This window comes from Brevibacterium sp. CFH 10365 (assembly GCF_009299785.1).
Lineage (GTDB): Bacteria > Actinomycetota > Actinomycetes > Actinomycetales > Brevibacteriaceae > Brevibacterium > Brevibacterium limosum.
This window is the reverse complement of record NZ_VIGO01000001.1, coordinates 395,444-422,154: the sequence shown is the minus strand read 5'-3', so window position 1 is coordinate 422,154 and position 26,711 is coordinate 395,444. Positions and strand designations below refer to the sequence as shown.

Below are 26,711 nucleotides of genomic sequence, written 5' to 3'. Positions count from 1 at the left end.
GACTGCGATCGGCCACGGAGCGTTCAGTCGTCGACCGAATCCGGCGCTGCCTGGGCCCTCGCCCTGATGTCGTCGATTTCGGTTCCCGACACCACGCATGCCAGGCCGCGGTGACGGCGGGTTGTGAACACCATGACGGCGGAGACCGCGACGAGGAGGAAGAGGAGCAGCCCGGAGAGCGGGAAAGTCCATTGGGTCAGGAGCATGTATCCGCCGATGCCGAACAGGAACCGCAGGATCCGGCTGAGCCCCGCGGGGCGCCTCACCTGCACGGCCGCGATGAGGACGAGCCGTTCGCCGAGGGTCACGCCTCTGCCAAGCACCGAGAGCAGCTGGGCGGCGAAGGGCAGGGCGAAGCCGATGAACGTGACGATCTGCCCCGGTTCGCTGATCCTCCCGTCGTCGAGGACGGCCGCGATGACTCCGACGGCGAGGGCGACGGTCCACCCGAACAGCCCCCAGATGAGCAGATCGCAGAGGATGCCGGTCAGCCGACGAGTCACCGTGAGCGGGCGTGGCGCGTCGACCTCCTGCAGGCCCTCACGCCTGCGCAGGAGGAGCAGGCTCGCGAGAGAGCCGAGGACCGCGCCGAAGGTGTTCATCATGAGATCGTCGACGTCGAAGACTCGGTAGGCGCAGGAGTAGAGGCCCCAGATCCCGGTGATCTGGGTGATCTCGATGAGCGCCGAGGCGGCCAGCCCCGTCATCGTCGCCACGACGATGCCTCGTCCGGCGAGCTGCCTGACGAACCAGCCGAGCGGGACGAAGAGGATGACGTTGAGGGCCACCTGCAGGACCGCAGGGTTGGTCATCAGCGCACGGACGCTGCCGGTATCGAAGCTGAGGATGTCGGCGAAGAACTGGAAGGGTCGCAGCTGCACTGCCGCACAGGTGATTTCATCGGCCGGAGGGACCGGCAGCAGCGTGTACGTCCACAGCGCCATCGCGTAGATCGCGGCAGCCAGCCATACCAGCGTGCGCCAGAACGTCAGTCCGCCTCGGCGGCGATAGCTGATCGCGACGAACGGCACGAAGGCCAAAACGGCGATGCCGCAGCCGACGAGGACGGCCACGAAGGCGGGAATGACGAAGGTGCTCATTCTCGTAATCCTACGTGTCCGCCCAGGTCAGCGGCGGCTGAGCGTCGAGAGAGCTCAGCTCCAGTGCGATGCCGAACGGGCGCGCATGCTCTCCCGAAACTGTCCCGTGGACTTCTCGAGGAGTTCGCCGGTGCCCCAGTCCAGGACGACTCCGTGCCGACGGATCACGTCGTGGACGGTGATCTCGCCCTCCCTGTATCGGCGGGCCACTTCGGCGGCGTCGGCATCGAGCCAGGAGGCGCGTTCGGACCGGACCCGAGCGCGCTCGCGTGTCGTCGCCGCCTCATCGACCTCGTATTCGTCGAGTTCGGCATCGATCTCGGTGATGACGACTCCGTAGTCCTTGGCGGCGCGGTCGATGGAGACGTAGCCGTCGATGACGTCCTCGAGGACTTCGTCGGTGGTCCGATCGAGCGGATCGCCGAATCCGCCGCCGCCCGCGCTGGGCCGCTCGAAGGTGTCGCCAGGAGAGATCGCAACGTTGGAGAAAGTCGCGCCGAGGTAGGTACGGTCTTCGGCCGCCGGATTGAGCCAGACTCCGTGCGGGATCGAAGGCAGCCCGCCGTTGATGCCCCAGGTCGTCGAGCGGCCGCGATCGCAGCAGTAGCTCATCACCGCGCCCGAGGCATCCGTGAGGATGCCGCCCTTGTTGACCCCGCAGCCGCCGCGGAACCGGCCCGGTCCGCCGGAATCGGTGTTGATCGAATGCTGGGTGGTCAGCACCGGCGTCAGCCGCTCCTGGCCTTCGACTGGCTGCACGGCGAGTCCAGTGCCGAAGACCGGCGAAGTCGCCGAGGACCCGTCCTTCGTCGACCGTCCTCCCCAGCCTCCGGCCATCCAGTCGTACCACATGAAGTAGGGGCTGGATCTGACCCGCGCATCATGACCACCCACAAGGAGATATTCGAGATTGAACGCGCAGGCCATCGCCCGCTCAGGCATGATGTGCGACCACAGCTCGAAGATCGCGTTCATCACCTTTTCATACGGTCCCGAACAGAAGCCGGTCACCGCGTGTGGCCAGCCGGCGTTGACGACGGTGCCTTCCTCGCCGATCTCGGCCGTCACCGCCTCATAGAACCCGGAGTTGAGTGGCACCTCCGGGAAGAAGGTCTTCGTTCCCGCGTAGATTGCGGAGAACGTAGTCCCGTAGCCCGAGTTGAGGAAGGTCGAGACTGCTTCGGCGGAACCTGTGAGATCGTAGTGGATGCCGGAGCCGTCAAGGGTGAGCTTGACCCGGATGGGGGCCAGCCATTCGCCCTTGGCCGGGTCTCCGTCAAGGTAGTCGACGGTCTCCCATTCCCCGCGGGGCAGATCGCCGAGACTGGCGAGCACCGTGCGGCAAACATAGTCCTGGGTCTCCTGCATCGCGTCGAGAACGGTGTCTTTCGAATATTTGTCGACGAGACGCAGGACTTCGCGTTCGCACACAGCCGTTGCCTCTGCCTGCGCATTGAGGTCGCCGAGAGCCTGAGCGGGAGCGCGTGTGTTCGACACGAGCAGCTGCGCGACATCATGCAGGAACCGGCCCTTGTGCCAGACTCGCAGCGGGGTGATCCTCAGCCCCTCACCGAAGTGCTCGGAGGCAGAGACGTCGAAAGAACCCGGTACGGAGCCGCCGATGTCGGCCCAATGGCCCTTGTTCTGTGCGAAGCCGATGATCTCGCCCTCCGAGAAGATCGGCCGGACGAAGCTGACATCGTTGAAATGGGTGCCGCCTCTGTAGGGATCGTTGATGAGGAAGACGTCGCCGGGGCTGATGTCGTCGCCGAACTCCTCCATCACGGCCTTGCACTGGAAGTGGAGGGTTCCGACGTGCACGGCGATGTCCGCGCTGCCCTGCATCACCGTGTTGCCGTACCTGTCGCACAGGGCCGACGAGAAGTCACGGGAGTAGATGACGAACGAGTAGCAGGTGCGCAGGATCTGTTCGCTCATGAGATCGACACTGGTGGCGAAGGCGTTCTTGAGCACTTCGAAGGTGACTGGGTCGAGGGTTGAGGTCTTCTCTGCTGGTGTTGTCGCGGTCATGGGACTCTCCTCAAACTGCGTTCTGCGTCGAGTTGCCGACTGCGGCGGTCTCTTCGCTGGTGGCTGTGGGCAGGCTGATCCTGATGTTGAACCATTCGTCGATGACGGCTGAGGCCCCGGGCGGGATCACGGTCGTCGAATCGATCTGATTGAGAATCGCCGGTCCGATGAATGCCGCGCCGGAGGGCAGGTTCTCCCGCTGGTAGACCGGAGTCCGGTGCCAGCTTCCTTCGAAGTGGACGTCGCGGATCTCGATCGGCTCACCGGGGTCGCCCGAGCTCACCGGGGAGGGTTTGAAGCTGGGTTTCGGTGTCTTGCCGAGTGCCTTGAGGTGGAGCTGGTAGATCTCGACCGGCGTCTCGTCCTGTCGGAACGCATATTGCTTCTCATGTTCCTCGTGGAAGAGCTGCACGGCTTCCTTCAGAGCGTGCGGGCCGCTTCCCATCTTGACCTGCAACGAGCGCCACTGTCCTTAGTAGCGCATGGAGATGCCGCGCTGGAACACTGAGTCCTCCTCGACGACCTTCTCATGGCGGAGGCGCTCTCGGCCCTCGAGCTCGAGTTCCCGGAAGTGCTCTTCGACGGCATCGGCGTCGGCAGCGTCTGCCGCACCCGTATACATCTGCGAGAGGTCGTGCTGGATGTCGACCAGGAGGCACCCCAGCGCCGAGGTGACGCCGGGGTTCGGCGGCACGATGACGGTGGGGATGTCGAGTTCTTTCGCGACGTCCGCACCGTGCAGCGCTCCCGCACCGCCGAAGGCGATGAGCGCGAAGTCGCGGGGGTCGAGGCCCCGCCGGATCGAGACGAGGCGGACGGCGTCAGCCATGTTCGCATTCGCGACCTTGATGATGGAATCGGCCGCCGTGTCTGTGTCGAGGCCGAGCGGAGTCGCGATCGTCGATTCGATCGCCGCCTTCGAGCTCGTCCGGTCGAGGGTCATCTCGCCGTCGGCGAGGTCAGTGCCGAGCCGTCCGAGCCAGAGGTTGGCATCGGTGTTCGTCGGCTCGGTGCCGCCGCGGCGGTAGCAGGCTGGTCCGGGGTCGGCGCCGGCCGACTGCGGACCGTTGCGCAGAGAGCCGGCGATGTCGATGTGCGCCAGCGAACCGCCGCCGGCGCCGATGGTGAGCACCTCGATGCTGGGGAAGACGATGGGATGACCGTACTCGACCTGCCATTCATTGGTCTCGCGCAGTTCGCCATCGGCGATGAGGGAGATATCAGTCGAGGTCCCGCCCATGTCGAGTCCGACGGCATTTGTGAATCCGCACTGTTCGGCGACGTGCTGAGCAGCGATCGCCCCGGCTGCGATGCCTGAGGCGGCGAGGCGGACTGGGAAGCGTTTGACCACTTCGGAGGTCATCGATCCGCCGCCCGAATGCAGCAGGAGCAGTTCTCCGGTGTAGCCGTCGGCAGTGAGGCTCCTGTCGAGGTTCTCGACGTACCCCGAGACCAGGGGGCCGAGGACGGCGTTGGCCACGGTGGTGTTGAAGCGGCCCAGCTCGAAGATCTCCGGGAGGATCTCCGCCGAGGTCGAGATGCTCGCTTCCGGCAGCTCTTCGGCGAGTATCTCGCGCATGCGGAGCTCGTGCGTGGGGTTCGCATAGGAGTTGATGAAGCACACGGCGATGGTGTCGACTTCACGCTTGCGCAGCAGGCGACCGAGGTCGCGGGCGGTATCCTCGTCGAGCGGGCTGACGACATTGCCGGAAAAGTCGATGCGTTCGGGGACCTCGAAGCGATCACGGCGGCGGATGTAGGGTTCCGAGACATCGGAGTAAGCATCCCAGAGATCGTCTTTCGTGCCATCGCGGATCTCAATCACATCGCGGAATCCTTTGGTAGTCACCATGGCCGCTTTGGGGAATCTACGAGTGATGAGCGCATTGGTAGCGACGGTGGTCCCATGCGAGAAGAGCTCGACATCGCTGAGATCGATGTCCGCTCTCCTGACGCCGTTGAGCACGGCGGTCATCGGATTGTCCGGTGTGGACGGAACCTTGGTCACTCGCATGGACTGGGTGGACTCGTCGAAAATACAGATGTCGGTGAATGTGCCGCCGACGTCGACGGCGACGCGCAGATTGGCCACGTTATCTCCTTCGATTGTGTGATCTGCCCCTCATCGTGGCCCGTCCGCCGAGCGCGGTCAATGGAGGATCCAAAGGATCACTGGTCCATCGCTTGTGGAATCCACAAACTCTGGGAGAAACTGCTGGTGGGCGTTGTCGATCTCTCCCTCCCTCGCGATTCGGGGAGCTTCCTGAGAACGAAGAGGCGGCGCCGCAGAGGCGAGGAGGTCGTGAATGAACAGCCGTGAGCAGGTTTTCGAGACGCTGTTGGGGTCCCTCGGTGCCGGGGACCCGCTCGGGTCCGTCGTCGCGCAGGCGGCCCGGATCTGCCGCGGTTCAGCGATGGTCGTCAATGAGTTGGGCGAGACGCTCCGAGCGGTGGGAGCCGCACCGGCGCATCTCGTCTCCGATTGGGTCCTTGCACAAGTCTCCGCCGGGTCGGTCGCAAACGAGTCTCACAGGGACTCGGGGCCGGAGTCAGAGGCACGACAGGGCCAGATCGGCAGGTGGAATGTCTCGTCTCGAGTCGTGCGCATACGCCAGCGTGTGCATACGATCGTCATCGCCGTGCACGAGGGCACCGGCGCCCGTGGTCGAGCCGAGGGAGAGATGCGCCCTGGCAGCGAGCACGTGGCGCTCGTGCTCGACACTGCGGTGAAGATCCTCCAAGCCTTCGAGGGTTTCGAGTCGTTCTCGATGAGTACTCGCAGGGAGGAATCGGCACGACTGATGCGTGAGCTCGAAGCCGGCATCGCACCGGGGCGTGAGCCGGCCAAATGGCGAACGCTGGAGAACTTCGGGTTCGAAGCCTATGCCCCCGTCCGTGTCGTACGGACTCGTTCGGCTGCGATCCCCTCGGCACCTGGCGCGCGGTCGCGCCGAGGCACGGACTTCGCGGCCGGCGACCAACCGTTGACGGCGATGAAGGGCGTCGTTCTCAGCGATTCGGGAGCACATTCCTCGCTGGATGAGATGACCGCCTTGTGCGCGGAGGACTTCGCGATCGAGGAGTTCCTCACCGACGGCATGAGCGGAGCGGGGGTCTCGGAATCCTTCACCGCGCTCAGTCAGGTCCCCGAGATGCTGCGATCGGCCGACGTCGCCCTCGCAGCAGCGGAATCGGGCATGATCATCCACGTCGAGCAAATGCGCCCGGTCGAGTGGGCCGCGGCGAGGATGAGTTCGCGCTTCGACCAGCAGATCGCCCGCCGATTCCTCGAACACCTTGCGCAGGGAACGGATGCGTGGCCGACGCTGACGACCTACCTCGGCTGCGCCGGGAACATCGCCGAGGCGGCCCGTGCCCTGAACGTGCATGAGAACACCGTGCGCTACCGGCTCGGTCAGATCGAGAACGCACTCGGCGCACGCCTGACCGACCCTCGAGCTGTGGCCGATGTCGTGGTCGCCCTCGAATGTCGGCGGATGGGCAACGGGGCTTGAATGACGCGAGTGCCGGGACGGCGGCGCCGGGAGTTCCGCTCCGCCGACGTCTGCGCTCCCGCGACGCGCTTTCCTGCGGCCCGCGCTCAGTCGAAACTCACCGAGCTGCGTGTCTCGGAGTGGACCGTGAGTTCGAAGACATCCGGGCGGGAGTAGTGGCCGACGACGTCGAAGTCGAGGTGGGAGCGGGTCTTCGCGGCAGGGTCGATGTCGGCGTAGAGGATCGTCTCCTCGTCATAGACCGGCCCGGCGAGGACCTCTCCGGAGGGTGCGATGATGATGCTGCCGCCGCGGATGGCCGTGTTGCTATAGGGCAGGTCGGCCTCGAACGGGTGGTCGTCCGGATAGGCGTCCTTGGTGATGAACTGGCAGGCCGAGAGCACATGTGTGCGCCCCTCGAGAGCGATGTGCGTCATCGTCGCGGACCACGTCGGGCGGTCATCGACCGTCGGAGCGCAGTAGAGCTCCACGCCCTTGGCGTACATCGCCTGTCGCAGCAGCGGCATATAGTTCTCCCAGCAGATGACCGAACCGACCCGACCGAGCGGTGTGTCCATGGTGTCGAGTGTCGACCCGTCGCCGAAACCCCAGACGAGCCGTTCCGAACCGGTGGGCATGAGTTTTCTGTGCGCACCGGCGATACCGGAACCGGGATCGAGCATGAGGGCAGTGCAGTAGAGGGTGTTGCCGAGGCGTTCGATGATCCCGATGACGACGAAGAGGTTGAGCTCGCTGGCTGCTTCGACCAATCGTTCGACTTCCGCACCGTCGAGCGAGACCGCTCCGGAGCTGTAGCGTTCGTACTGCCTGCGGCCGTCGTCCGTGCGCAGACCCACCGGAGCACCGAACGTGCTGCCCTTCGGGTAGCCGCCGATGAACGCTTCGGGGAAGACGGCGATCTCGGCGCCGTTGTCGCGGGCTTCTCTCATCAGGCGAATCGCCTTGTCGACGGAAGCTCCGGCGTCGAAGGGAATCGACCCTGCTTGGACGACTGCTGCTGTGGGCATGCTGCTGACCTTCCTCGCTCTGCGGAACACTCTCCGCTCTCACTGTCGGCCGACCGATCGCAGCAGTCAACTCGCGCGAGCATCGTACTCGAATATCGCTTCCGCCTCGCTGCGCCTCGGGACCGACCTTCCGCGTAGGCTGAGGTCATGCCGCACTTTCTGCTGACCCGCACCCCGCAGCCCTCTCACCCCGACGACGATCGGGACGCGGAACGCTCAGCCGGCGAGGCCGGCAGCGGTGCCGGAGCCCCCGTCCGCGGTCGGAAGGCGCTTCTCGCCCTCTTCGCAGTCCTCCTCGTCGCCTGGGTCGGCATTGCCGGAGTCGGCGGCCCCTACTTCGGCAAGATCACCGATGTCGCCACGAACGACCGCTCGAGCTTCCTGCCGGAATCGGCGGAATCGACTCGCGCCCAGGAGGCCATCGACCGGTTCAGCGATGACGACTCCGTACCCGCGATCGTCGTGCTCGAGAACTCCGACGGCATCACCGACGACGACGCGGAGACGTTCAAGGACCTCGCAGCCTCACTCGACGACGACGGCGTCCTCGCCGCAGACGCCTCACCGACCATCCCCTCCGGGGACGGTCAGGCCCTGGAGCTCATTCTGCCCGTGTCCTCGGATGCCACCGCCGAGGATGTTGAGAGCATCCGCACCGCCATCGCCGATGTCTTCCCGAGCGGCACCGACGACAGCGGGACCGCTGTGACCGTCCACGTCACCGGTCCCGCCGGCTTCGCCGCCGACCTCAGCGAGGCCTTCGCCGGCATCGACGGGATCCTGCTGCTCGTCGCCCTCATCGCGGTCTTCGTCATCCTCGTCATCGTCTACCGTTCCCCACTGCTGCCGATCATCGTCCTCTTCACCTCGGTGGCGGCGCTCGCGGCATCGATCTTCGTCGTCTGGCACCTCGCCGATGCGCAGATCCTCCTCGTCAACGGTCAGGTCCAGGGCATCCTCTTCATCCTGGTCGTCGGCGCCACCACCGATTACTCGCTTCTCGTCGTCGCCCGCTTCCGCGACGCCCTGCTCCACCAACCCGATCGCGTGCGGGCGGGACTGAGCGCACTCAAGGGCGTGCTCGAGCCGATCCTCGCCTCCGGCGGGACCGTCATCGCCAGTCTCCTCGTCCTTCTGCTCACCGACCTCGCGTCGACGCGTGCTCTCGGTCCGGTCGCGGCGATCGGCATCGTCATGGCGATCCTCGCCGCCCTGACCTTCCTCCCGGCGGCCCTCATGGTCATCGGTCGTGCCGTGTTCTGGCCCTTCCAGCCGAAATCCCGCCCCGCCTCGGCGGCGGCCGAGCGGAAGGGCGTGTGGGCTCGCATCGCCGGGTTCGTCGCGAAGCGCCCGCGGATGATCTGGATCGGGCTCGTCATCATCCTCGCCCTGCCGCTGCTGGCCGCACCGCAGTTCAAGGCCTCCGGCGTCGCCCAGTCCGAATTCGTCCTCGGCGAGTCCGAGGCCCGCGACGGTCAGGACGTCCTGTCCGCGCACTTCCCCGGCGGGTCGGGCTCACCGACCCAGGTCGTCGTCGGGGAGAACGAACTCGACGATGCCGCGAAGGCGATCGGGCGCCTCGGCGGTGTCGAGTCGATGGCGGTCACGACCGAGGACTCCCCGAGCGGAACGGCGACCGTGACTGCCGAGGGCGAGATCGAAGCCGCGCCGTCGCAGGGCCCACCGATGGGGGACGCGCCCTCGACTCCGGCTCCCACGACGGTCGACGGTCAGGTGCTGCTCGAAGTCACCCTGTCCGACGCCGCGGATTCCCTGGCCGCCGAGGAGACCGTCACCGACATCCGAGACGCCGTCCACCCACTCGACGCCGACGCCCTCGTCGGCGGAGAGACCGCGGTCGATCTCGACACGAACACCACCGCCGAGGCGGACCGGACCTTGGCGATCCCGCTCATCCTCCTCGTCATCACGGTCATCCTCGTCCTGCTCTTGAGGTCGCTGCTGGCGCCGCTGCTGCTCGTGGCCCTGACCGTGCTGTCCTTCGGCACGGCACTCGGGGTCTCGGCGCTCGTGTTCAACCACGTAATCGGCTTCGACGGTGCGGACCCGTCGGTGCCGCTCTACGCTTTCGTCTTCCTCGTGGCGCTGGGCATCGACTACAACATCTTCCTCATGTCGCGGGTGCGGGAGGAATCCCTTCACCTGGGGACTCGGGCCGGCGTGCTCAAGGGGCTGGTGGCCACGGGCGGGGTGATCACCTCGGCGGGGGTCGTGCTCGCGGCGACCTTCGCGGCGTTGGCGGTCATTCCGATCATGTTCCTCTTCCAGCTCGCCTTCATCGTCACCTTCGGCGTGCTGCTCGACGCGATCCTCGTACGCTCGCTCGTGGTGCCGGCGTTGGTCCACGACGTCGGGCGGGCCGTGTGGTGGCCGTGGCGGGGGAAGATCCCGAAGGACTGAAGTGCCGGTCGGGGGTCTGTCTGTCAGACGTCGCCCCTCGGTCTGGGACTGTCGGTCAGGCGGGGGACGGGTCCTGTACCTCGAGGCGTTGTGCCTCGGAGTTCTGTGCTTCGAAGTTCTGCGCCTCGGTGCTTTAGGACTCGGTGCGCTGGGCCTCGACGATGAACGGCAGGGTCCCGTCGCCGAGGTCGGGGTCCGGCAGCCGTACCTCGGGATCAGCGAGGCCGACGGCAATGCCGTCGAGGCTGAGGCGCCGCATCCCCTCGAGGACCATGCGGCGCCCCACGTCGCTGAAACGCTCGACCCGGCCGGCATCGACGATGACCGTCGACGTTGACGGCGGCGCTTCGTCGAGCCGATGGAGGATGACCTCGGCGCCATTGAAGTCGATGATCCCCTGCAGACTGAGGTACGTGGTGCCCGCATCGACTCGGATGTCGCGCAGCGCGTGAGAGCCGAAGGACTCCGTGTCCATGAGGTGCAGGCCCATATCGGTCGAGAGTCGCCGGAAGACCTCGATCCCGCGGACGCTGTTGCCGTGCGCGTCGAGGCGCGGAGAGAACGACCCGATCCCCACCTGACCGGGAAGGGCGCCGAGGAGGCCGCCGGCGACGCCGCTCTTCGCGGGGATCCCGACGTCGTTGAACCAGGACCCCGCCGCGTCGTACATACCGGCCGAGGCCATCACTGACAGAGTCTGCCGGGCCGTAGCCCGGTCGAGGACCTGCTCGCCGGTCACCGGCTGGATCCCGCCGGCGGCCAGAGTCGCGGCCATGACCGCGATGTCACGGACGCTGACCCTGATCGAACACTGCGCGGTGTAGCCGGCGACGACCTCGTGCGGATCGTCCTCGAGAATGCCGTAGTTGCGCAGCATGTGGGCGATCGCGAGGTTGCGGTCGGCGGTCGCCAGCTCGGAGTCTCGAACCGCTTCGTCGATGGCAAGCCTCCGGCCGGCCAGGGCGGAGAAGAGATCGAGTGCCCGCTCGACGCGTTCAGCGGCACTCGCTCCCGAGCCGACGAGCAGCTGGTGGGTCGTGATCGCACCGGCGTTGATCATCGGATTCTTCGGACGGTGGGAGTCGGATTCGAGGGACAGCTCGTTGAAGGCCTCGCCCGAGGGTTCGACCCCGACCCGTCCGCCGACGAACTCCTCGCCCCGGTCCGTCAGCGCCGCCGCATAGGCGAAGGGCTTCGACATCGACTGGATGGAGAACTCCACGTCGCAGTCTCCGGCGGTGTAAGTGCGGCCGGCGACCGTGGTCAGAGCGATCGCGAAGAGGTCAGTGTCCGCCTCGGCGAGGGCGGGGATGTAGTCGGCGACCGCCCCCTGGTCGTCGTCGCGCAGGGAATCGTGGATCTCTGTGAGATAGTCGGGGATCGGGGTGCGCATGGGGTCGCTCTCCTCGGGTCTCGTGGTCCGTGAGGATGGCGGGCGGCATCCGCGGCAACCTATGGACACGTCCATCCAACTATGGAATTGTTGTTGGTGCAACAAAGCAGGTGTCGATCCCATCTCCCAAGGAGCGCCGACAATGTCCAAGACACAGCCTGAACCGATTCGCGATCCCGAGTCCGACCGTCTGCTCACGCCGCAGAACTGCGCTGTGGCCATCATCGACTACCAGCCGGAGCAGTATCGGACCGTGCAGTCGACGACGAAGGAACGCATCGACCTCAATGTCATCGCGCTGTGCAAGGCCGCGACGAAGTACGAGGTGCCCGTTGTCCTCTCGACCGTCGGCGTCGACCTCGGAGTCAACACCGGAACCGCCGAGGAGATCCGGAAGGAGCTGCCGGGAGTCGAGGAGATCGACCGCACCGGAGTGAACTCGTGGGAGGACCCCGACTTCCGCGCCGCCGTGCGCGCCACGGGCCGACGCAAGATCGTCATGGCCGGACTGTGGACCGAGGTCTGCCTGGCCTTTCCGACCCTCGACATGCTCGCCGAGGGCTTTGAGGTCTACCCGGTCGCGGACGCCGTCGGCGGAATCAGTCCTGACTCCCACCGATGGGCGCTCGAGCGGATGTCGGCTGCCGGCGCGAGGCCGATCACGGCGATCTCGTTCGCCAGCGAGCTCATGCGCAATTGGGCACGTCCGGACTCCGACAATCTCCGGGAGATCATGAATTGGTACTTCCCTCTCAAAGCCGAACTCGACAAGGCGGGGAAGTAGAGGCCGGTACCTCAGGGTCCCTGAGCGTCGGGTCGATCGAGACCCCGAGCCGGGCGGACATCGCTGTCCGCCCGTGGATGCCGCATCGCCGGTTCGGCGGGGATGATGCGCGGTTGCATCCGGGCCTCAAGGGGCGCCCGGAGTGCAGAGGAGTCTCCGGGTATGATCATTCATACTATGAAAATGTTGTCGGAGCAACAAATTGTGAGGATTCGTCCGTGATTTCATCGCGCATTTCATCCCTGTCCACCTCCTCTCGTCGGGTCGGAGGCGAAGCATGAGCGAAGCGCCTCCGGTCAGCACCATCCTCCGACGTCTCGGACCGATCGAGATCGCCGCGTGGAGGTTGATGCTCGAGAAACACTCGGCCCTGTTAGCGGAGTTCGAACGGGCGTTCCGCGAGCGACACGGACTGACTCTCAATGAGTTCGATGCGATCATCAACATCCCGCCCGGGCAGCGGATGCGCCACCGCGACCTGCTGAGGAACATGGTGGTCAGCCGCAGTGCTCTGAGCCGTCTTCTCGGTCGTCTCGAAGCACGGGGACTGGTCGAGCAGTCGGCCGATTACGATGATCAGCGCGGGGTGTGCGTCAGCCTGACCAAGGACGGAGCGTCCGTGCGCGGCGCGGCCGAGCAGACGAACGGCGAGATCATCCTCTCCGCCTTCGCCGGCCTGGGCGAGGGGGAATCGGAGCAGCTGTTCGAACTGGTCTCGAAGATCAATCCACGTCGACCGCAGGGTCGAGGCGAATCGCAGACCGCATCCGAGGCGGCTGCCGCACACGGGGGTACGCTACCGGCATGAGCAACGTCGAAACCCATCCGCAGCAAGTCGTCTGCAAGCCCGGCGGACTTCCCGGTCCCAACTGTGACCAGCAGGGGCGGTCCCCCGTCGAGATCATCACCTCCCGCGAAGTGCCCCTGGGCGGACCCCGCGCGATGACCGTGCGTCGCACCCTGCCGCAGCGGCAGCGCTCTCTCATCGGGCCGTGGTGCTTCGTCGACCACTACGGCCCGGCCGATGTCTCGGCCACCGGCGGGATGGACGTCGCACCTCACCCGCACACTGGTCTTCAGACCGTGAGCTGGCTCTTCGACGGCGCCATCCAGCACATCGACTCCGGCGGCAATGCCGGCCTCGTCCTGCCCGGCGAGGTCAACCTCATGACCGCCGGCGCCGGCATCTGCCACTCCGAAGTCTCGACCGAGGACACGACGAACCTCCATGGTGTGCAGCTGTGGCTGGCCCTGCCCGAGGCCTCCCGCCACCGGCCCGAACGCGAATTCGAGCACTATGAGCCGGCTCCTGTGGCCTTCGACGGCGGGCAGCTGCTCGTCTTCCTCGGGCAGCTGTGGGGAACGGCCTCAACGGTGCAGACGCATTCGCCGCTGCTCGGCGCGGAGATCCGCCTCGATCCCGGTGCGAGCATCGACCTGCCCGTCGATCCGCGCTTCGAGCACGGCCTCCTCGTCGACTCCGGCGACATCACCTTGGAGAACGTCGACCTGCCCGTCGCGGCGATCGGCTACACCGGGGTCGGGGTCGACGAACTGCGCATCGCCAACCGCGGTGACGAACCCGCCCGGCTCATCCTCCTCGGCGGGGAACCCTTCCCCGAGGAGATCGTCATGTGGTGGAATTTCGTCGGTCGCACCCACGAGGAGATCGCGGCCTACCGGGAGGAATGGCAGGCCGAAGGGGACCGTTTCGGTGCCGTCGACGGCTACTTCGGCAAGGGCGGTCCCGGACGCAATGCCGATGGCATGGACAGGCTCCCCGCACCGAGGCTGCCCGACGTGACCATCAAAGCGCGGAAGAATCCGCCGCCGCGGGTCCAAGGCGGACCCGAGGAATGATCACCGGGGAATAAGCCCGCACCGAGATCTGTCGTACTCGATGACCGGGCAACCGGTCCTTACCGAAGGAGTCTGTGAACATGGCGAAGACATTCCAGGACAAAACCGGCGCCGAAGTGGCCGTCGATCTCAGCGAATCGACACAGTCCTACCAGATCACCGTGGCCGACGGGACCGTCGCCGGCCATGCCTATTTCCTGCCCGGCCCCGACGCCGAGACCGAACGCATCTTCCATCACACGGTCGTCGATGAGGACTTCGGCGGTCGCGGACTGTCGAAGATCCTCGTCGCCGAGGCGCTCGAGGACTCACGTCAGCGCGGGATCACCGTCGTTCCTGTCTGCCCGCTCTTCGTCAAGAAGCTGAAGGAGACCGGCGATGACTATGCCGCGCAGGGCGGGAAGTTCCGCAACGCCACCGGTGCCGACATCGACATCGTCAAGCGGCAGGTGTGAGTGAGGGAATGAGCAACGCAAGCCGACCATTCATCGACAAGATCCACCCCGAGAACTACAAGGCGCTGGCCCAAGCGGCCGCGAGTTCGCGGAAGGCCTCACGTGCCGCAGGCCTCGATGACGGGCTCATCGAGCTCGTCAACACGCGGGTCTCACAGATCAACGGCTGCCGGACCTGCCTGAGCATCCATGCTCCGGCCGCCAGGAAGGCCGGGATCACTCAGCTCAAGCTCGACGTGCTCCCGAGCTGGCACGAGGCCGAGATCTTCACTGATCAGGAGTTCGCCGCACTCACCCTGGCCGAGTCCCTGACCGTGTTGGACAAGACAGAGGACCGCGACGCGATCGCCGCCGAGGTGGCTCAGCACCTGACGACGGAGCAGATCTCGGCGATCGAGTGGTCGACCATCCTCATCAACGCGTTCAATCGCATCTCGATCGCCAGCGACCATCCCGTGTTCGGAGCCAAGCAGGACTGATTCCTCCCGGCCCGAGGGGTCTCAGTTGATGATCTCCTTGTCGTCGTCCTCGCGGATGGCGGCGAGGCGCTCGCCCCACATCTGCAGTTCCTGCGGACTCAGTCGCTTCCATTCGGCGACCTCACGGACGATGCGCAGCGGTTCGGCGCTGCGGTAGGAACGGGTGGGGTTGCCCGGGAATTTCTTGTCCGTGACGTTCGGGTCGTCGACGAACTCGCCGAGGGGCTCGACCTCGTAGACGTGCGGTGATCCGGAGTTGATGGCGGCCACCTCGGCGGCTAATCCTGCCCCATCGGGCAGGGCGGTGAAGTAGATGTGGTTCATCGTCACTTCCGGCCGGTAGTTCGACGCGTAACCTGCGGTGAGCAGGTCCCCAGGCGCGAGTTCGGCACGGGTGCCGTGGAAGAAGGGGCCCTCATCGAGTGCTTCGGTCATGGCGTCGAATATACGCTTGAAGACTGCGGATCGGCTTCAGAATCGGCGACTACAATGGGTCTTGAGCGGTTGGTGAGGAGCGCTGCGACGGAGGTGCTTCCCGGGTGTTGAGACTTCCGTCCCGAGATGCGGCAACCTCGGCCATACTCTCCTGAGCGAACGATGCCCCGAGTGAACGATTCCGGTGGCGTCGTCGACCCACCCACGTGAAGGAGCCTCACCCGCCTATGTCCGCCGATATGACGTCGCAGACGAAGAACGCCGCCTCGGCGCCGAAATCACTGACCGGACGGCTGCGGCTCATCGGGCCGGGCATCGTCTTGGCCTTGGCCAGCGTCGGGGCTTCGGACATGATCACGACGATGAACTCCGGCGCCGAGTACGGGCTCGCGCTGATCTGGGTGTTCACGGTCGGCATCCTCCTCAAGTTCGTCCTCTCCGAGGCGGTTTCCCGGCTGCAGATGAGCGGGGACCGCTCTCTGATCTCCCACCTCACCCGGTTCGGCGGACGAACGTTCCCGATCCTCTTCCTCATCGCCGAGCTGCTGGTCGGGCTGTTCTTCGGAGCCGGGGTCATCGCGGTGACAACGATGATCCTGCAGGCGATCTTCCCCGTCCTGCCGTTCTGGCCGACCGCGATCGTTGTGCTTCTCTCCGCCGCGGTGCTTGTGGGCATCGGCCGGTACGGGATCGTCGAGAAGGCGATGATGGGCTTCGGAATCATTATGTTCTTCGGCATCTTGGCGCTGGCGATCTCCGTGTTCCAGGGCCAGGATGCTCAGGACGTGGCCGCGGCGACGATCGCGCCGACGTTCCCGAACGCCTCGATCATCACGGTGATGTCACTCATCGGCGGGGTCGGGGGAGCGACCGGCATCCTCGCCTACTCGTTCTGGATCCGAGAGAAGGCCTGGCGCACCCCCGACTGGAAGCCCGTCGTGCGCCTCGACCTGGTCATCAGCTACGGACTCGTCTTCGTCTTCGCCGTAGCGATGAGCGCCGTGGGTGCCTTCATCCTCTATGGGCAGGGTTTTACGATTTCGGACAATGACGCCCTGTTCGCGATCGCCGATGACCTCGTCGGACGGATCGGTCAGACTGGCCGCCTTGTGTTCCTCATCAGCTTCCTCGCCGTGGTGTACACGAGCGTGCTCGGCGGGTTCTCCGGCATCGCTTACGTCACCGCCGACTGCCTGCGCGTGCTGCGCCGCTACCCGCATCAGGACGAACCAGCTCACGAGATGTCGGCGAAGTCGGTCGAGTTCCGCGGGGCACTGGTCTACCTCTCGATCGCCACACTGGTCATCATGAGCCTCGGCAAACCGGTCACTTTGGTGCTCGTCTACGCGGCGATCAGCGCCTTCATCCTGCCGGTGCTCGCGCTCGCGCTGCTCGTCATCCTCAACCGGTCGACCGTGCCGGCGCAGCTGCGCAACACGAAGTGGTCGAACGTGTTGCTGGGCATCTGTCTGGCCCTGTTCGGGTTCCTCGCCGCCCTGCAGGTGCGGGAGTCGGTGATGGGATTCATGGGGTGAGATTCTTGAAGTATCGGGCTACTGGCCAGCGTTCGAAGCCGGCTGACTCATAAGCTGACCGCGCCGGGGCATGACCCCGATCATCACCGGTCTCGACCATGACCATGTTCATGCCGGCACGCCGGATGCGCTCGAACGAATGCTCAAGGAGTGCATTACCGACACCCTGGCGTTGGTATCGAGGATCAACCGCGAGCACATGGACCTCGCCCATGCGATCCTCCGGATGCAATCGAGTGCAGACCCATCCCGCAGGTGCCTCGGCCACCAGCGCAACGTCGATGTGCTGCGGTTCGTCGTCAAGCGTCTTGGCGAGATCGTCATGCTGACGTTCCCGCCAACCTCGCGGGTAGAACGATTCGTAGACGAAGCCGGGAACGTCGGTCTCGAGCAGTGGGAAGATCGGCTCCCACGCGCGAATCGACAGATCCAGCAGTGCGTCACGATGCGACGGCCGGTATGCGACGATCTGCGGTGCAGCATCCATGAACACAGTGTCGCAGACGGGAGGCGAACATGCGCTGCCGGATTCTATTGAATGTCGCTGCTCGTCGTTGAGAGGCTTAGCCTCATGTGCGGATCACAGCAGTCCCTCCGCGCCGCCGTCTTCCTCGGGTTGAGCGTCGACGGGCGAATAGCCCGGCCGGACGGAGACTTGGAGTGGCTGACCAGCCGAGGTGAGGCCGCCGGAGACGCGGGGTTCACTCCGTTCCTCGAGTCGGTTGATGCTGTGGTGATGGGCCGGAAGACCTACGAAGCCATCGCATCCTACGAAGACTGGCCCTACCTCGATCGTCCGATCCATGTGATCAGCACGACCCTCGCGGCGGATGCCGACTCTCGAATCACCGTGCATCGCACGGCCGAAGCCGCCGTCGACGCACTGCAGCGAGATGGTCGTCGGAGGGTCTACGTCGATGGTGGGGAGACCGTCCGCTGGTTCCTTGCCGCGAAGCTCGTCGATGAGATCACGCTGTCTCAAGTGCCTGTGCTGATCGGTGATGGGCCCTCGCTGTTCGGGCCTCTCGGCGGCGATGTCGACCTGGAGCACGTGCGGACTGATGTCCTCGACGGCGGAATGGTGCAGACCACCTACCGTGTTGTGGATGGGCCGACTCCACAGGCCTCCGCATAGGCCGTCCTCGGCGGGGCGTCTGCTCACAGTGGCCTGCTCCGGAGACGGAGAACCGCGGGCCAGGTCAGCTGCACTCAACGTGCTCCGACCTGGCCCGCGGTCGTATTCGAGTCGCGCGGCTCGCTCTGATCTACATGCTCACCCCACGAACGCCGTGGCGAAGAACGGCACGAACGTGACCAGCCCGAGCGCCGCCAACAGCACCAGCGCACTCGGCAAAGCGGCCTTCGCCACACCGACGACGCTCATGCCCGACATGCCGGAGGCGACGAACAGGTTGAGACCCAGCGGCGGTGTGATCATGCCGATCTCAAGGTTCATCACCACGATGATGCCGAAGTGGATCGGGTCGATGCCCAGCTCCATCGCGATCGGCAGCAGGATCGGCGCGAGGATGAGGATCGCCGAGGACGTTTCCATCACACAGCCGACGAACAGCAGCAGGATGTTGACGAGGATGAGGAACTGCCAGGGCTGCAGATCCCACGCGGCGATCGTCGACGAGATGGACCCGGGGATCCGCTCGCTGGCGAGCACGAAGGTGAAGAGGATGCCGTTGGCGATGATGAACATGACCATCGCCGAGGTCTTCACCGACGCGATCGTGACCTCCCACAGCTGCGAGACCTTGATCTCGCGGTAGATGAGCAGCGACACAACGAGCGAATAGGCCACGGCGACGGCGGCCGCCTCGGTGGGAGTGAACCATCCGGAGTAGATGCCGCCGAGGACGAGGAAGGGCAGGGCCAGGGCGAGGATCGCATCACGGAAGGCCTTCAACTTGTCCTTGTTCGACATCCGGAACCCGACCCCGGCGTGACCGTAGCCCTTCTTCCACGCGACGAACACAGCCATGCCCAGCAGCATCACACCGGCGAGGATGCCGGGCAGAACCCCGGCCAAGAAGAGATCGCCGATGTTCTGCTCGGTGGCGATGCCGAAGACGATGAGCGGAATCGACGGCGGGATGAGGATTCCCAACGACCCCGAGGTGGCCACGAGGCCCGTGGAGAACTCCTTGGGGTACCCGTTCTTCACCATCGCCGGAATCATCAGCGCACCGACCGCGACGACCGTGGCCGGGGAGGACCCGGAGACCGCAGCGAAGAACATGCACGCCAGCACGGTGGTGATCGCCATGCCGCCGCGCAGGTGCCCGACCATGGCCGCACCGAAGTCGGTCAGCCGCCTCGAGATCCCGCCGCGAGACATGATGTTGGCGGCGAGGATGAAGAACGGTATCGCCATGAGCGGGAACGAGTTCAGAGCGTTGAACAGACGCTCCGAGACCTGGGTCATCGGAATGAGAGTGAAGTAGTAGAAGTAGACGAGGCTGGTCAGACCCAAGGCGACCGCAATCGGCGCCGAGGTGAGCAGCAGCGCGACGAGGACGACGACGAGGACGATGGTGGCTTCGAACATCAGCGATCGCCTCCTTTCTCGTCGGTCCCGCCATCGCCGAGGCGGTCACTCCCTGGATCACTGTCCGCGCGGTTCGCGCGGCCACTTCCGGGGTTGCCGTCCTCAACGATCGCGATGTCATCGACATCGATGCCGACGGCGGCAGCCTCCTCGGCGAGGACATCCTTGTCGAGGTCGGCCGCAGACGTGCGCAGGGCTCGGACGGTCATCTCCACCGCGCGGATGAAGAACAGCGTCATGCCCACGGCCAGCGAGAGTTCGACGACCCACAGCGGCAGCTTGAGCGCCGGGGTGATCGTCGTCCGCGAGAACGGTTCGGTGATGAGCGCCCAGGACAGGTACGCGATGAAGCCGGCATAGACCAGGGTGGCCAGACCGCCGAGGACGACGAAGAACTTCTTCGCCTTGCCCCTGAGCAGCGTCGGCATGATGTCGACGGCCACGTGCTCGTTGTGGCGCAGGGTGACCACCGCGCCGAAGAACGTCGAGAAGATGATGAGGTAGATGACCGCCTCTTCGGACCAGAAGATGACGTCACCGGTGATGTTGCGCAGGAGCACGGCGAAGACTGCCAACGCGGTGGCCGCGATGAGGCAGCCGCCGGCAAGGAAGTTCTCGAGCCGGCTGAGATACTTGTCGATGGTCTCCATCCTCAGCCTCTCTCTTCGTTGCGTTCGAGGAGCTCGTCGACGACTTCGGGGCCGATGACCTCGCGGTACTTCTCATACTCCGACGGCACGACCATGTCCTTGAAGGCTTGGCGTTCCTCCTTGCTCGGGATGACGATCTCCGTGCCGCCGGATTCCTCGATGGTCTTCTTCGACTCTGCGTTGACCTTCTGTGCCTCTTTGCGATTGAACTCACTGGCCTCATCGGCGGCGTCGTCGACGACGGACTGAAGGTGGTCGGGCAGTTCGTCGTACCAGCGCTTGTTCACCGTGAGGATGTAGCCGATGTAACCGTGATCGAGTTCGGTCACGTACTTCTGAACCGTGTGCATGTTCTGCGACTGGATGTTCGAGTAGGTGTTCTCACCACCGTTGATGAGCCCCTGCTGCAGTCCGCTGTAGACCTCGGCGAAAGCCAGCGGAGTCGGAATCCCACCCCAGGTCTCGAACTGCGTACGCAGCACGTCCGAGGGCTGGATGCGGTACTTCTTGCCCTTCATGTCCTCGGGCTTGAGCGTCTTGTTGTTCGAATGGATCTGCTTCATTCCCGAGTCCCACAGACCGAGGACCTTGAGCCCGTTGGCCTCGAGGTCCGGGTTCGCGTAGATGGCCTTGCCGATCTCCGTATCGGGGCTGGCGACCTCGGGGATCTCGTCCGGCTCATCGAAGATGAAGGGCAGATCGAGGACCTGCAGGCTCGGGGCGATCGTCGTGAACTTCGCGCTCGCCGGGGCCAGCATCTGGACGGCATTGGACTGGATGGCCTGCATCTCGTCCTTGTCGCCGTAGAGTTCCGAGTTCGGGAAGACCTCGACCTCGATGCGGCCATCGGACTTCTCCTCGACCTGTTCCGCGAAGAAATCGGCTGCCAGTCCTTTCGGTGTGCCCACCGAGGTGACATGCGCGAAGCGCAGTTCGAATTTCTGTTGATCTCCGCTGCGTGCGGGATTGCATCCGCTCAGCAGCAGGACGCTTATCGAGAGGCCCGCGATCAGCGGCTTCCACCTCGGTCGTCTCATTGACGTCATCGTCAGCTCCAGTCTGGTTGGCCAGGGGCGATGCCGATCGGGAACGTGTGTGCGGACGAGCCCGCCCCAAGAGGACGGCCGGTCATTGCCGGGTGGCGCGCTCGCGCCGAGTCATGTTCTCGATCGACCGTTCACGAGCCTAGAGGACTTTTCGCCGATTTCCAATATGATCTGCGAAATAATGCATTATTTGTTGGAAAGTGAGTTCGCATGCGAGTTCGATGGTGAGTCTGCAAGCGATAGTGCGGGCGCGAGCCGCCGATTCCAAGGGAGGGGCGGCGTCGTCAGTCCGCGTCGAAGTCGTCAGTCCGTGTCGAAATCGAAGGGATCGGACACTGCCTGGCCCGTCGTTGACTCGGCCAGGCGGAGAAAGCCGTTCGTGATGTGATCGCCGAGGTGGCGGGCCGCCCGATCCGGATCGACGTCGCGGACGGCATCGACGATCGACTGATGTTCGGCGTGCACCTGGTCGAGCCTCTCCGGGCTGTCGAGGGTGAGGTCCCACGGGAAGGCCCGCCAGCGGGCAGCGATGTCATCGCGCAGTGCGGGCATGCCGCAGCGGTCGTAGAAGAAGAAGTGGAACTCCTCGTTGCGAGTGTTGCGCCCCAGCGAGTCGCCGCCGGCGCTCGCTTCGTCGAGGGCATCGAGCAGACGCTCGGCCTGCCGCAGCTCGTGCCGGGAGATCCGCGTGGTCGCGCGGGCGATGGCGAAGGTCTCGGTGAGTCGGCGGGTGACGAACAGCGACTTCAGGCGGTCGACGTCGACGCCTGCGACACGGACCCCGCGGTGAGCCTCGGAGGTGACGAGCCCTTCGGCTTCGAGGATCCGCAGAGCCTCGCGGACCGGGGTGATCGAGGCATTGAACCATTCGGCGACCTGATCCTGCCGCAGTCGTGCGCCCCGATCGAGTTCGCGGGAGAGGATCTTGCGCCGCAGGCCGAGGACGATGACGTCCCGTTTCGTCGATGCCGACTCCTGATCCACCTGATGGCCTTTCGTTCATACCCGACCCACTCGTGGGGCGCCCGTTCATGTTCCGATGGGCTAAGTCTACAGGTCCGACCGTCATCTGAGATCGGATAATGCATTATCGGTAAACATATGTATGATGTGGGCGTCAACGTTTCACACCTCGTCGTGGAGGGCCGATGGCCACTGCAGCACCGATATCCGCACCGAGCCCTGCGGGGCAGGACGACACGACCGACCAGAATCTGCCGCTGGCCGGCATCACCGTCATCAGCTGCGAGCAGGCCGTCGCCGCCCCATTCGCCTCACGCCAGTTGGCCGATCTCGGGGCGCGAGTCATCAAGATCGAACGTCCTGGTGGCGGAGACTTCGCCCGCGGATACGACACGACGGTCAACGGCCTGTCGAGCCACTTCGTGTGGATCAACCGGAACAAGGAGAGTCTGGCCCTCGACCTCAAGAACCCCGAAGGTCGGCGGATCCTCCATGAACTCATCGCCTCGGCTGATGTCTTCATCCAGAACTTCGCCCCCGGGGCCGCGGAGAGACTCGGCCTCGGCGCCGACGAACTGCGGTCGGTCAACCCTCGACTCATCCATGCTTCGATCTCCGGATATGGAACGGACGGTCCGTACAAGGACGCAAAGGCCTACGATGCCCTTGTGCAGGCCGAAGCAGGTTTGGTGTCCGTGACCGGAACAGAGGATTTCCCCGCGAAGACGGGAATCTCGACGGCGGACATCGCCGCCGGAATGTACACCTACTCCGGCATTCTCACCGCCCTGTTCAACCGCGAACGCACCGGAGCCGGCGCCACCCTGTCGACGAGCCTCTTCGACTCCCTCGTCGAATGGATGGGCTACCCGCTCTACTTCACTCGCTACGGCGGCACCCGCCCCACCCGCGCCGGCACCTCGCACGCCGCCATCGCCCCTTACGGGGCCTTCACCTGCGGCGACGGAACCCAGATCATGCTCGCCATCCAGAACGAACGCGAATGGGAACGCTTCGCCACCCAGGTTCTCGACCGTCCCGATATGGTCACCGACGAACGCTTCGACCGAGCCGCCCATCGCTACGCCCACCGGCACGAACTCCAAGAGATCATCGACGGAACCTTCTCCGCACTCACCGGAGAAGCCTGCGATGCCCTGCTCGAGGCGGCCGCGGTCGCTCACTCGAGGCAACGTGATATGTCCGAGATCGCCGACCATCCGCAGCTGACCGAACGTCACCGTTGGCACGACGTCGAGACCCCGGCCGGTCCGATCTCCATGCTCGCACCCCCGGTCGACATGTCCGGGGTGGGCCCACGTATGGACCCGGTCCCCGCGGTCGGGCAGAATTCGGAGTCCATCCTCGGCGAAATGGGAATGGCTGCCGAGGCGATCGGCGAACTGCGCCACAACGGGGTGATCTGAAAGCGATGGGCGAAGAACCCGCTGGAACGACCGACGGTATGACCGCCTCGGCGAGGGGCGACGCGCTGCCCGATTTCGCGTACTCACCTCTGCTGCCCACCGACGGGGAGGGCCCGCGGATGCGCAGGCTCGACATCGGGGGAGTGGAGACGACCACCGCCGAGGTGGCCGGGGCCTCTCGGACGTTCCTCACCGTGGCACCGGAGACCCTGTCCGACCTCGCCGAGGTGGCCTTCAAGGAGATCTCGCACTACCTGCGCACCGACCACCTGGCCAGCCTGAGAGCGATCATCGACGACCCGGAGGCCAGCGACAACGACGTGTTCGTCGCCCTCGACCTGCTGCAGAACGCCGCGGTCTCGGCCGGCGAGATCCTGCCGATGTGCCAGGACACGGGTACCGCGATCGTCTCGGCCAAGCGCGGCCCGAACGTGCTCACCGATGGAGAAGACGCGAAGCACCTGTCCCGCGGAATCGGGCGTGCCTACGAAGACCTCAACCTCCGCTATTCGCAGTTGGCGCCGATGAGCCTGTTCGAGGAGACGAACACCGGCACGAATCTGCCCGCCCAGATCGAAGTGGCTTTGAGCCCAGCCGATGACTACGAGCTGCTGTTCATGGCCAAGGGCGGAGGCAGCGCGAACAAGTCCTTCCTCTTCCAGGAGACGAAGGCCGTTCTCAACGAATCCGCGATGCTCGAGTTCCTCGCCGAGAAGATCTCCACACTGGGCACCGCGGCCTGCCCGCCCTATCATCTGGCCGTCGTCATCGGCGGGCCCTCGGCCGAGTTCACGCTCAAGACCGCGAAGCTCGCGAGCGCTCACTACCTCGACGACCTGCCCGAAACAGGCGACGCCGACTTGGGCCACGGATTCCGGGATCGGGACTTCGAGAAGACCGTCTTCGAACTCACCCAGAACCTCGGCTTCGGCGCCCAGTTCGGGGGCAAGTACTTCTGCCACGACGTTCGCATCGTCCGCCTGCCCCGCCACAACGGCTCCCTGCCGATCGCGATTGCCGTGAGCTGTTCGGCCGACCGGCAGATCATCGCCCGCATCAATGCAGACGGCGTATTCATCGAAGAGCTCGAACACGATCCGGCCCGGTTCCTGCCCGCGATGGGCCGCGTCGAGGAGATCGAATCCGGCAATGTCACTGCCATCGATCTCGACCGACCGATGCCTGCCCTGCAGGCGCAGCTGTCCGAACTGTCGGTCGGCGACCGGGTGTCGCTGACGGGAACGGTCGTCGTTGCTCGTGACATCGTGCACGCGAACCTCCGGGATCGCCTCGACGCCGGTGGAGAGCTGCCCGGGTACTTCAAGGACCACCCCATCTACTATGCGGGGCCGGCGAAGACGCCCGAAGGGATGGCTTCGGGATCCTTCGGCCCGACCACCTCGTCGCGGATGGACAGCTACGTGCGGCAGTTCCAGGAAGCCGGCGGATCGATGATCATGCTCGGCAAGGGCAACCGGTCCGCGCAGGTCAAGAGCTCCTGCGCCGAATTCGGCGGCTTCTACCTCGGCTCGATCGGCGGACCGGCCGCCCGATTGGCGCAGGACTGCATCACCTCGGTCGACGTCCTCGATATGGAAGAGCTCGGAATGGAAGCCGTGTGGCGAATCCGGGTCGAGGACTTCCCCGCCTTCATCATCACCGATGACAAAGGCAACGACTTCTTCGACAGCACCGGACCGCCGACACTCGGGCTCGGCCGCACCCGCACGGTCCGCGACGGCAGCCGCCTGGACTGAACCGAACGATCACTGATCGGGCGACGGTCGGGCAGGGCCGCCTCGGCGAGGGGCGACGACACACAGACGAACACGCAGAATCAAGGAGCAGAGGATTTCACCATGGCAGTGAGCAATGAAGAGCAGATGATGATCGACCTGGTCGCCGAGTTCATCGACGAGCAGGTCAAGCCCAGCGTCAACAAGGTCGAGCACGCCAACGAATACCCCGAGGCGTGGATCCAGACGATGAAGGACATGGGCATCTACGGCCTCGCCATCGACGAACCCTGGGGGATGGGCAAGGTCTCGACCGAGACCTACGCACTCATCACCCAGGAGCTCGCCCGCGGGTGGATGTCGCTGGCAGGTGCCATGGGCGGGCACACCGTCGTCGCGAAACTCATCCAGGAGTACGGCACCGACGAGCAGAAGGATCAGTACCTGCCGCGGATGGCCACCGGCGAGCTGCGGGCGACGATGGCGCTGACTGAACCCGGCGGCGGATCCGACCTGCAGGCCATGCGCACCACCGCGGTCAAGGACGGTGACGACTACGTCATCAACGGCTCGAAGACATGGATCACGAACGCCCGGAAGTCCGACCTCATCGCTCTGCTGTGCAAGACCGACGCCGAGGCGGAACCTCGGCACAAGGGCATCTCGATCATCCTCGTTGAGAAGGGTGAGGGCTTCACCGTCTCCCAGGATCTCTCGAAGCTCGGGTACAAGGGCGTCGAGACCTGCGAGCTGTCCTTCGACGGGCTCCGGCAGCCGCAGTCGCAGCTGCTCGGCCAGACCGAGGGCGTCGGGTTCAAGCAGATGATGAAGGGACTCGAGATCGGCCGCATCCAGGTCGCGTCCCGGTCGCTCGGCGTCGCTCAGGCCGCCCTCGAAGATGCCGTGAAGTATTCGCAGGAGCGCGAGTCGATGGGCAAGCCGATCTGGAAGCACCAGGCGGTGGGCAACAAACTTGCCATGATGGCCACGAAGCTCGAGGCCGCCCGACAGCTCGTCCTCCACGCCGCCCGCACGTATGACTCGGGGGCGCGTGTGGACATGGAGGCCGGAATGGCGAAGCTCTACGCCTCGGAGATGGCCGCCGAGGTGGCCCTCGACGCCATCCGCGTCCACGGCGGTTACGGATATTCCACCGAATACGACGTCGAACGCTACTACCGGGATGCCCCGCTGATGATCGTCGGCGAGGGCACGAACGAGATCCAGATGAACGTCATCGCCAAGCAGCTCATCGGCCGCAACAGGTCCTGAGCGGTCGAGGCCGGTTGAGTAGGTGTGAGTGGTCTCTGCGCTCGG

24 protein-coding genes are annotated in these 26,711 nt (G+C 65.1%); 12 read left to right on the top strand and 12 right to left on the bottom strand.

Features of this window, described 5'->3' with window-relative positions:
• Positions 1–23 precede the first annotated feature (23 nt).
• Genes FHG09_RS01765 through FHG09_RS01755 form a run of 4 tightly spaced genes read right to left on the bottom strand, consistent with a single transcriptional unit; the run spans position 24 to position 5,223 of the window.
• The gene (locus FHG09_RS01765) at positions 24–1,100 is read right to left on the bottom strand and encodes a VanZ family protein (RefSeq protein WP_152345974.1); all 1,077 of its coding nucleotides are present in this window, start codon (positions 1,098–1,100) and stop codon (positions 24–26) included.
• A gap of 54 nt (positions 1,101–1,154) precedes the next feature.
• Complete coding sequence (locus tag FHG09_RS01760) at positions 1,155–3,131, bottom strand: hydantoinase B/oxoprolinase family protein (protein ID WP_152345973.1); 1,977 nt, start codon at positions 3,129–3,131, stop codon at positions 1,155–1,157.
• A gap of 10 nt (positions 3,132–3,141) precedes the next feature.
• Positions 3,142–3,588 (bottom strand): hypothetical protein, encoded by a 447-nt coding sequence (locus FHG09_RS20230; RefSeq protein ID WP_319803239.1) that lies wholly within the window; start codon positions 3,586–3,588, stop codon positions 3,142–3,144.
• Between the two features lie 15 nt (positions 3,589–3,603).
• Complete coding sequence (locus FHG09_RS01755) at positions 3,604–5,223, bottom strand: hydantoinase/oxoprolinase family protein (RefSeq protein ID WP_319803238.1); 1,620 nt, start codon at positions 5,221–5,223, stop codon at positions 3,604–3,606.
• Between the two features lie 214 nt (positions 5,224–5,437).
• Between FHG09_RS01755 and FHG09_RS01750 the strand changes: the two genes are divergently transcribed.
• The gene (locus FHG09_RS01750) at positions 5,438–6,646 is read left to right on the top strand and encodes a PucR family transcriptional regulator (RefSeq protein WP_152345972.1); all 1,209 of its coding nucleotides are present in this window, start codon (positions 5,438–5,440) and stop codon (positions 6,644–6,646) included.
• A gap of 86 nt (positions 6,647–6,732) precedes the next feature.
• Here FHG09_RS01750 and FHG09_RS01745 read toward each other — a convergent pair whose 3' ends face one another.
• Entirely contained in the window at positions 6,733–7,653 is a 921-nt protein-coding gene (locus tag FHG09_RS01745; protein WP_152345971.1) for a carbon-nitrogen hydrolase family protein, read from the bottom strand.
• 147 nt (positions 7,654–7,800) lie between these two features.
• Here FHG09_RS01745 and FHG09_RS01740 point away from each other — a divergent pair, with 147 nt between their 5' ends.
• Positions 7,801–10,074: an MMPL family transporter gene (locus tag FHG09_RS01740; RefSeq protein ID WP_152345970.1), complete on the top strand. Its 2,274-nt coding sequence runs from the start codon at positions 7,801–7,803 to the stop codon at positions 10,072–10,074.
• Between the two features lie 133 nt (positions 10,075–10,207).
• Here the strand turns inward: FHG09_RS01740 and FHG09_RS01735 are convergent, their stop codons facing one another.
• Positions 10,208–11,467: a glutaminase gene (locus tag FHG09_RS01735; RefSeq protein ID WP_152345969.1), complete on the bottom strand. Its 1,260-nt coding sequence runs from the start codon at positions 11,465–11,467 to the stop codon at positions 10,208–10,210.
• A 142-nt stretch (positions 11,468–11,609) separates the two neighbouring features.
• Between FHG09_RS01735 and FHG09_RS01730 the strand changes: the two genes are divergently transcribed.
• The 5 genes from FHG09_RS01730 to FHG09_RS01710 all read left to right on the top strand — a co-directional run bounded on the left by FHG09_RS01730 (position 11,610) and on the right by FHG09_RS01710 (position 15,045).
• On the top strand, positions 11,610–12,251 hold the full coding sequence (locus FHG09_RS01730; RefSeq protein WP_152345968.1) for an isochorismatase family protein: 642 nt from the start codon (positions 11,610–11,612) through the stop codon (positions 12,249–12,251).
• A gap of 277 nt (positions 12,252–12,528) precedes the next feature.
• Positions 12,529–13,059: a MarR family winged helix-turn-helix transcriptional regulator gene (locus tag FHG09_RS01725; protein WP_152345967.1), complete on the top strand. Its 531-nt coding sequence runs from the start codon at positions 12,529–12,531 to the stop codon at positions 13,057–13,059.
• Entirely contained in the window at positions 13,056–14,111 is a 1,056-nt protein-coding gene (locus FHG09_RS01720; protein WP_152345966.1) for a pirin family protein, read from the top strand. Before FHG09_RS01725 ends, FHG09_RS01720 begins: the two co-directional genes overlap by 4 nt.
• 80 nt (positions 14,112–14,191) lie before the next feature.
• Positions 14,192–14,566 (top strand): GNAT family N-acetyltransferase, encoded by a 375-nt coding sequence (locus FHG09_RS01715; RefSeq protein WP_152345965.1) that lies wholly within the window; start codon positions 14,192–14,194, stop codon positions 14,564–14,566.
• A gap of 8 nt (positions 14,567–14,574) precedes the next feature.
• Positions 14,575–15,045, top strand: a complete 471-nt coding sequence (locus tag FHG09_RS01710) for a carboxymuconolactone decarboxylase family protein (RefSeq protein ID WP_152345964.1) — start codon at positions 14,575–14,577, stop codon at positions 15,043–15,045.
• A gap of 21 nt (positions 15,046–15,066) precedes the next feature.
• Here FHG09_RS01710 and arr read toward each other — a convergent pair whose 3' ends face one another.
• The gene (gene arr / locus FHG09_RS01705) at positions 15,067–15,480 is read right to left on the bottom strand and encodes an NAD(+)--rifampin ADP-ribosyltransferase (protein WP_152345963.1); all 414 of its coding nucleotides are present in this window, start codon (positions 15,478–15,480) and stop codon (positions 15,067–15,069) included.
• Between the two features lie 227 nt (positions 15,481–15,707).
• Here arr and FHG09_RS01700 point away from each other — a divergent pair, with 227 nt between their 5' ends.
• Positions 15,708–17,015, top strand: coding sequence for an Nramp family divalent metal transporter (locus tag FHG09_RS01700; RefSeq protein WP_152345962.1), 1,308 nt, complete (start codon positions 15,708–15,710; stop codon positions 17,013–17,015).
• Here the strand turns inward: FHG09_RS01700 and FHG09_RS01695 are convergent.
• The gene (locus FHG09_RS01695; protein WP_152345961.1) at positions 17,005–17,502 is read right to left on the bottom strand and encodes a GNAT family N-acetyltransferase; all 498 of its coding nucleotides are present in this window, start codon (positions 17,500–17,502) and stop codon (positions 17,005–17,007) included. The two genes, FHG09_RS01700 and FHG09_RS01695, sit on opposite strands and share 11 nt — an antisense overlap.
• 84 nt (positions 17,503–17,586) lie before the next feature.
• Between FHG09_RS01695 and FHG09_RS01690 the strand changes: the two genes are divergently transcribed.
• Positions 17,587–18,150 carry a dihydrofolate reductase family protein gene (locus tag FHG09_RS01690; RefSeq protein ID WP_152345960.1) on the top strand — a complete coding sequence of 188 codons (564 nt, stop codon included), beginning with the start codon at positions 17,587–17,589 and terminating at the stop codon, positions 18,148–18,150.
• 138 nt (positions 18,151–18,288) lie between these two features.
• Here FHG09_RS01690 and FHG09_RS01685 read toward each other — a convergent pair whose 3' ends face one another.
• The 4 genes from FHG09_RS01685 to FHG09_RS01670 form a co-directional block, all read right to left on the bottom strand.
• Positions 18,289–19,572 (bottom strand): TRAP transporter large permease, encoded by a 1,284-nt coding sequence (locus tag FHG09_RS01685; RefSeq protein WP_152345959.1) that lies wholly within the window; start codon positions 19,570–19,572, stop codon positions 18,289–18,291.
• Positions 19,572–20,222 carry a TRAP transporter small permease gene (locus FHG09_RS01680; protein ID WP_152345958.1) on the bottom strand — a complete coding sequence of 217 codons (651 nt, stop codon included), beginning with the start codon at positions 20,220–20,222 and terminating at the stop codon, positions 19,572–19,574. The genes FHG09_RS01685 and FHG09_RS01680 overlap by 1 nt, the downstream gene beginning before the upstream one ends.
• Before the next feature lie 2 nt (positions 20,223–20,224).
• A complete protein-coding gene (locus FHG09_RS01675; RefSeq protein WP_193627239.1) occupies positions 20,225–21,259 on the bottom strand; it encodes a TRAP transporter substrate-binding protein in 1,035 nt (344 codons plus the stop codon).
• 312 nt (positions 21,260–21,571) lie between these two features.
• Positions 21,572–22,252 (bottom strand): GntR family transcriptional regulator, encoded by a 681-nt coding sequence (locus tag FHG09_RS01670; protein ID WP_152345956.1) that lies wholly within the window; start codon positions 22,250–22,252, stop codon positions 21,572–21,574.
• A 164-nt stretch (positions 22,253–22,416) separates the two neighbouring features.
• On the opposite strand from FHG09_RS01670, the gene FHG09_RS01665 reads away from it, so the two are divergent.
• From FHG09_RS01665 to FHG09_RS01655, 3 genes are all read left to right on the top strand, one after another.
• Entirely contained in the window at positions 22,417–23,658 is a 1,242-nt protein-coding gene (locus tag FHG09_RS01665; RefSeq protein WP_152345955.1) for a CaiB/BaiF CoA transferase family protein, read from the top strand.
• 38 nt (positions 23,659–23,696) lie between these two features.
• Positions 23,697–25,415 carry a FumA C-terminus/TtdB family hydratase beta subunit gene (locus tag FHG09_RS01660; RefSeq protein WP_152346256.1) on the top strand — a complete coding sequence of 573 codons (1,719 nt, stop codon included), beginning with the start codon at positions 23,697–23,699 and terminating at the stop codon, positions 25,413–25,415.
• A gap of 102 nt (positions 25,416–25,517) precedes the next feature.
• A complete protein-coding gene (locus FHG09_RS01655) occupies positions 25,518–26,666 on the top strand; it encodes an acyl-CoA dehydrogenase family protein (RefSeq protein WP_152345954.1) in 1,149 nt (382 codons plus the stop codon).
• Positions 26,667–26,711: the final 45 nt, after the last annotated feature.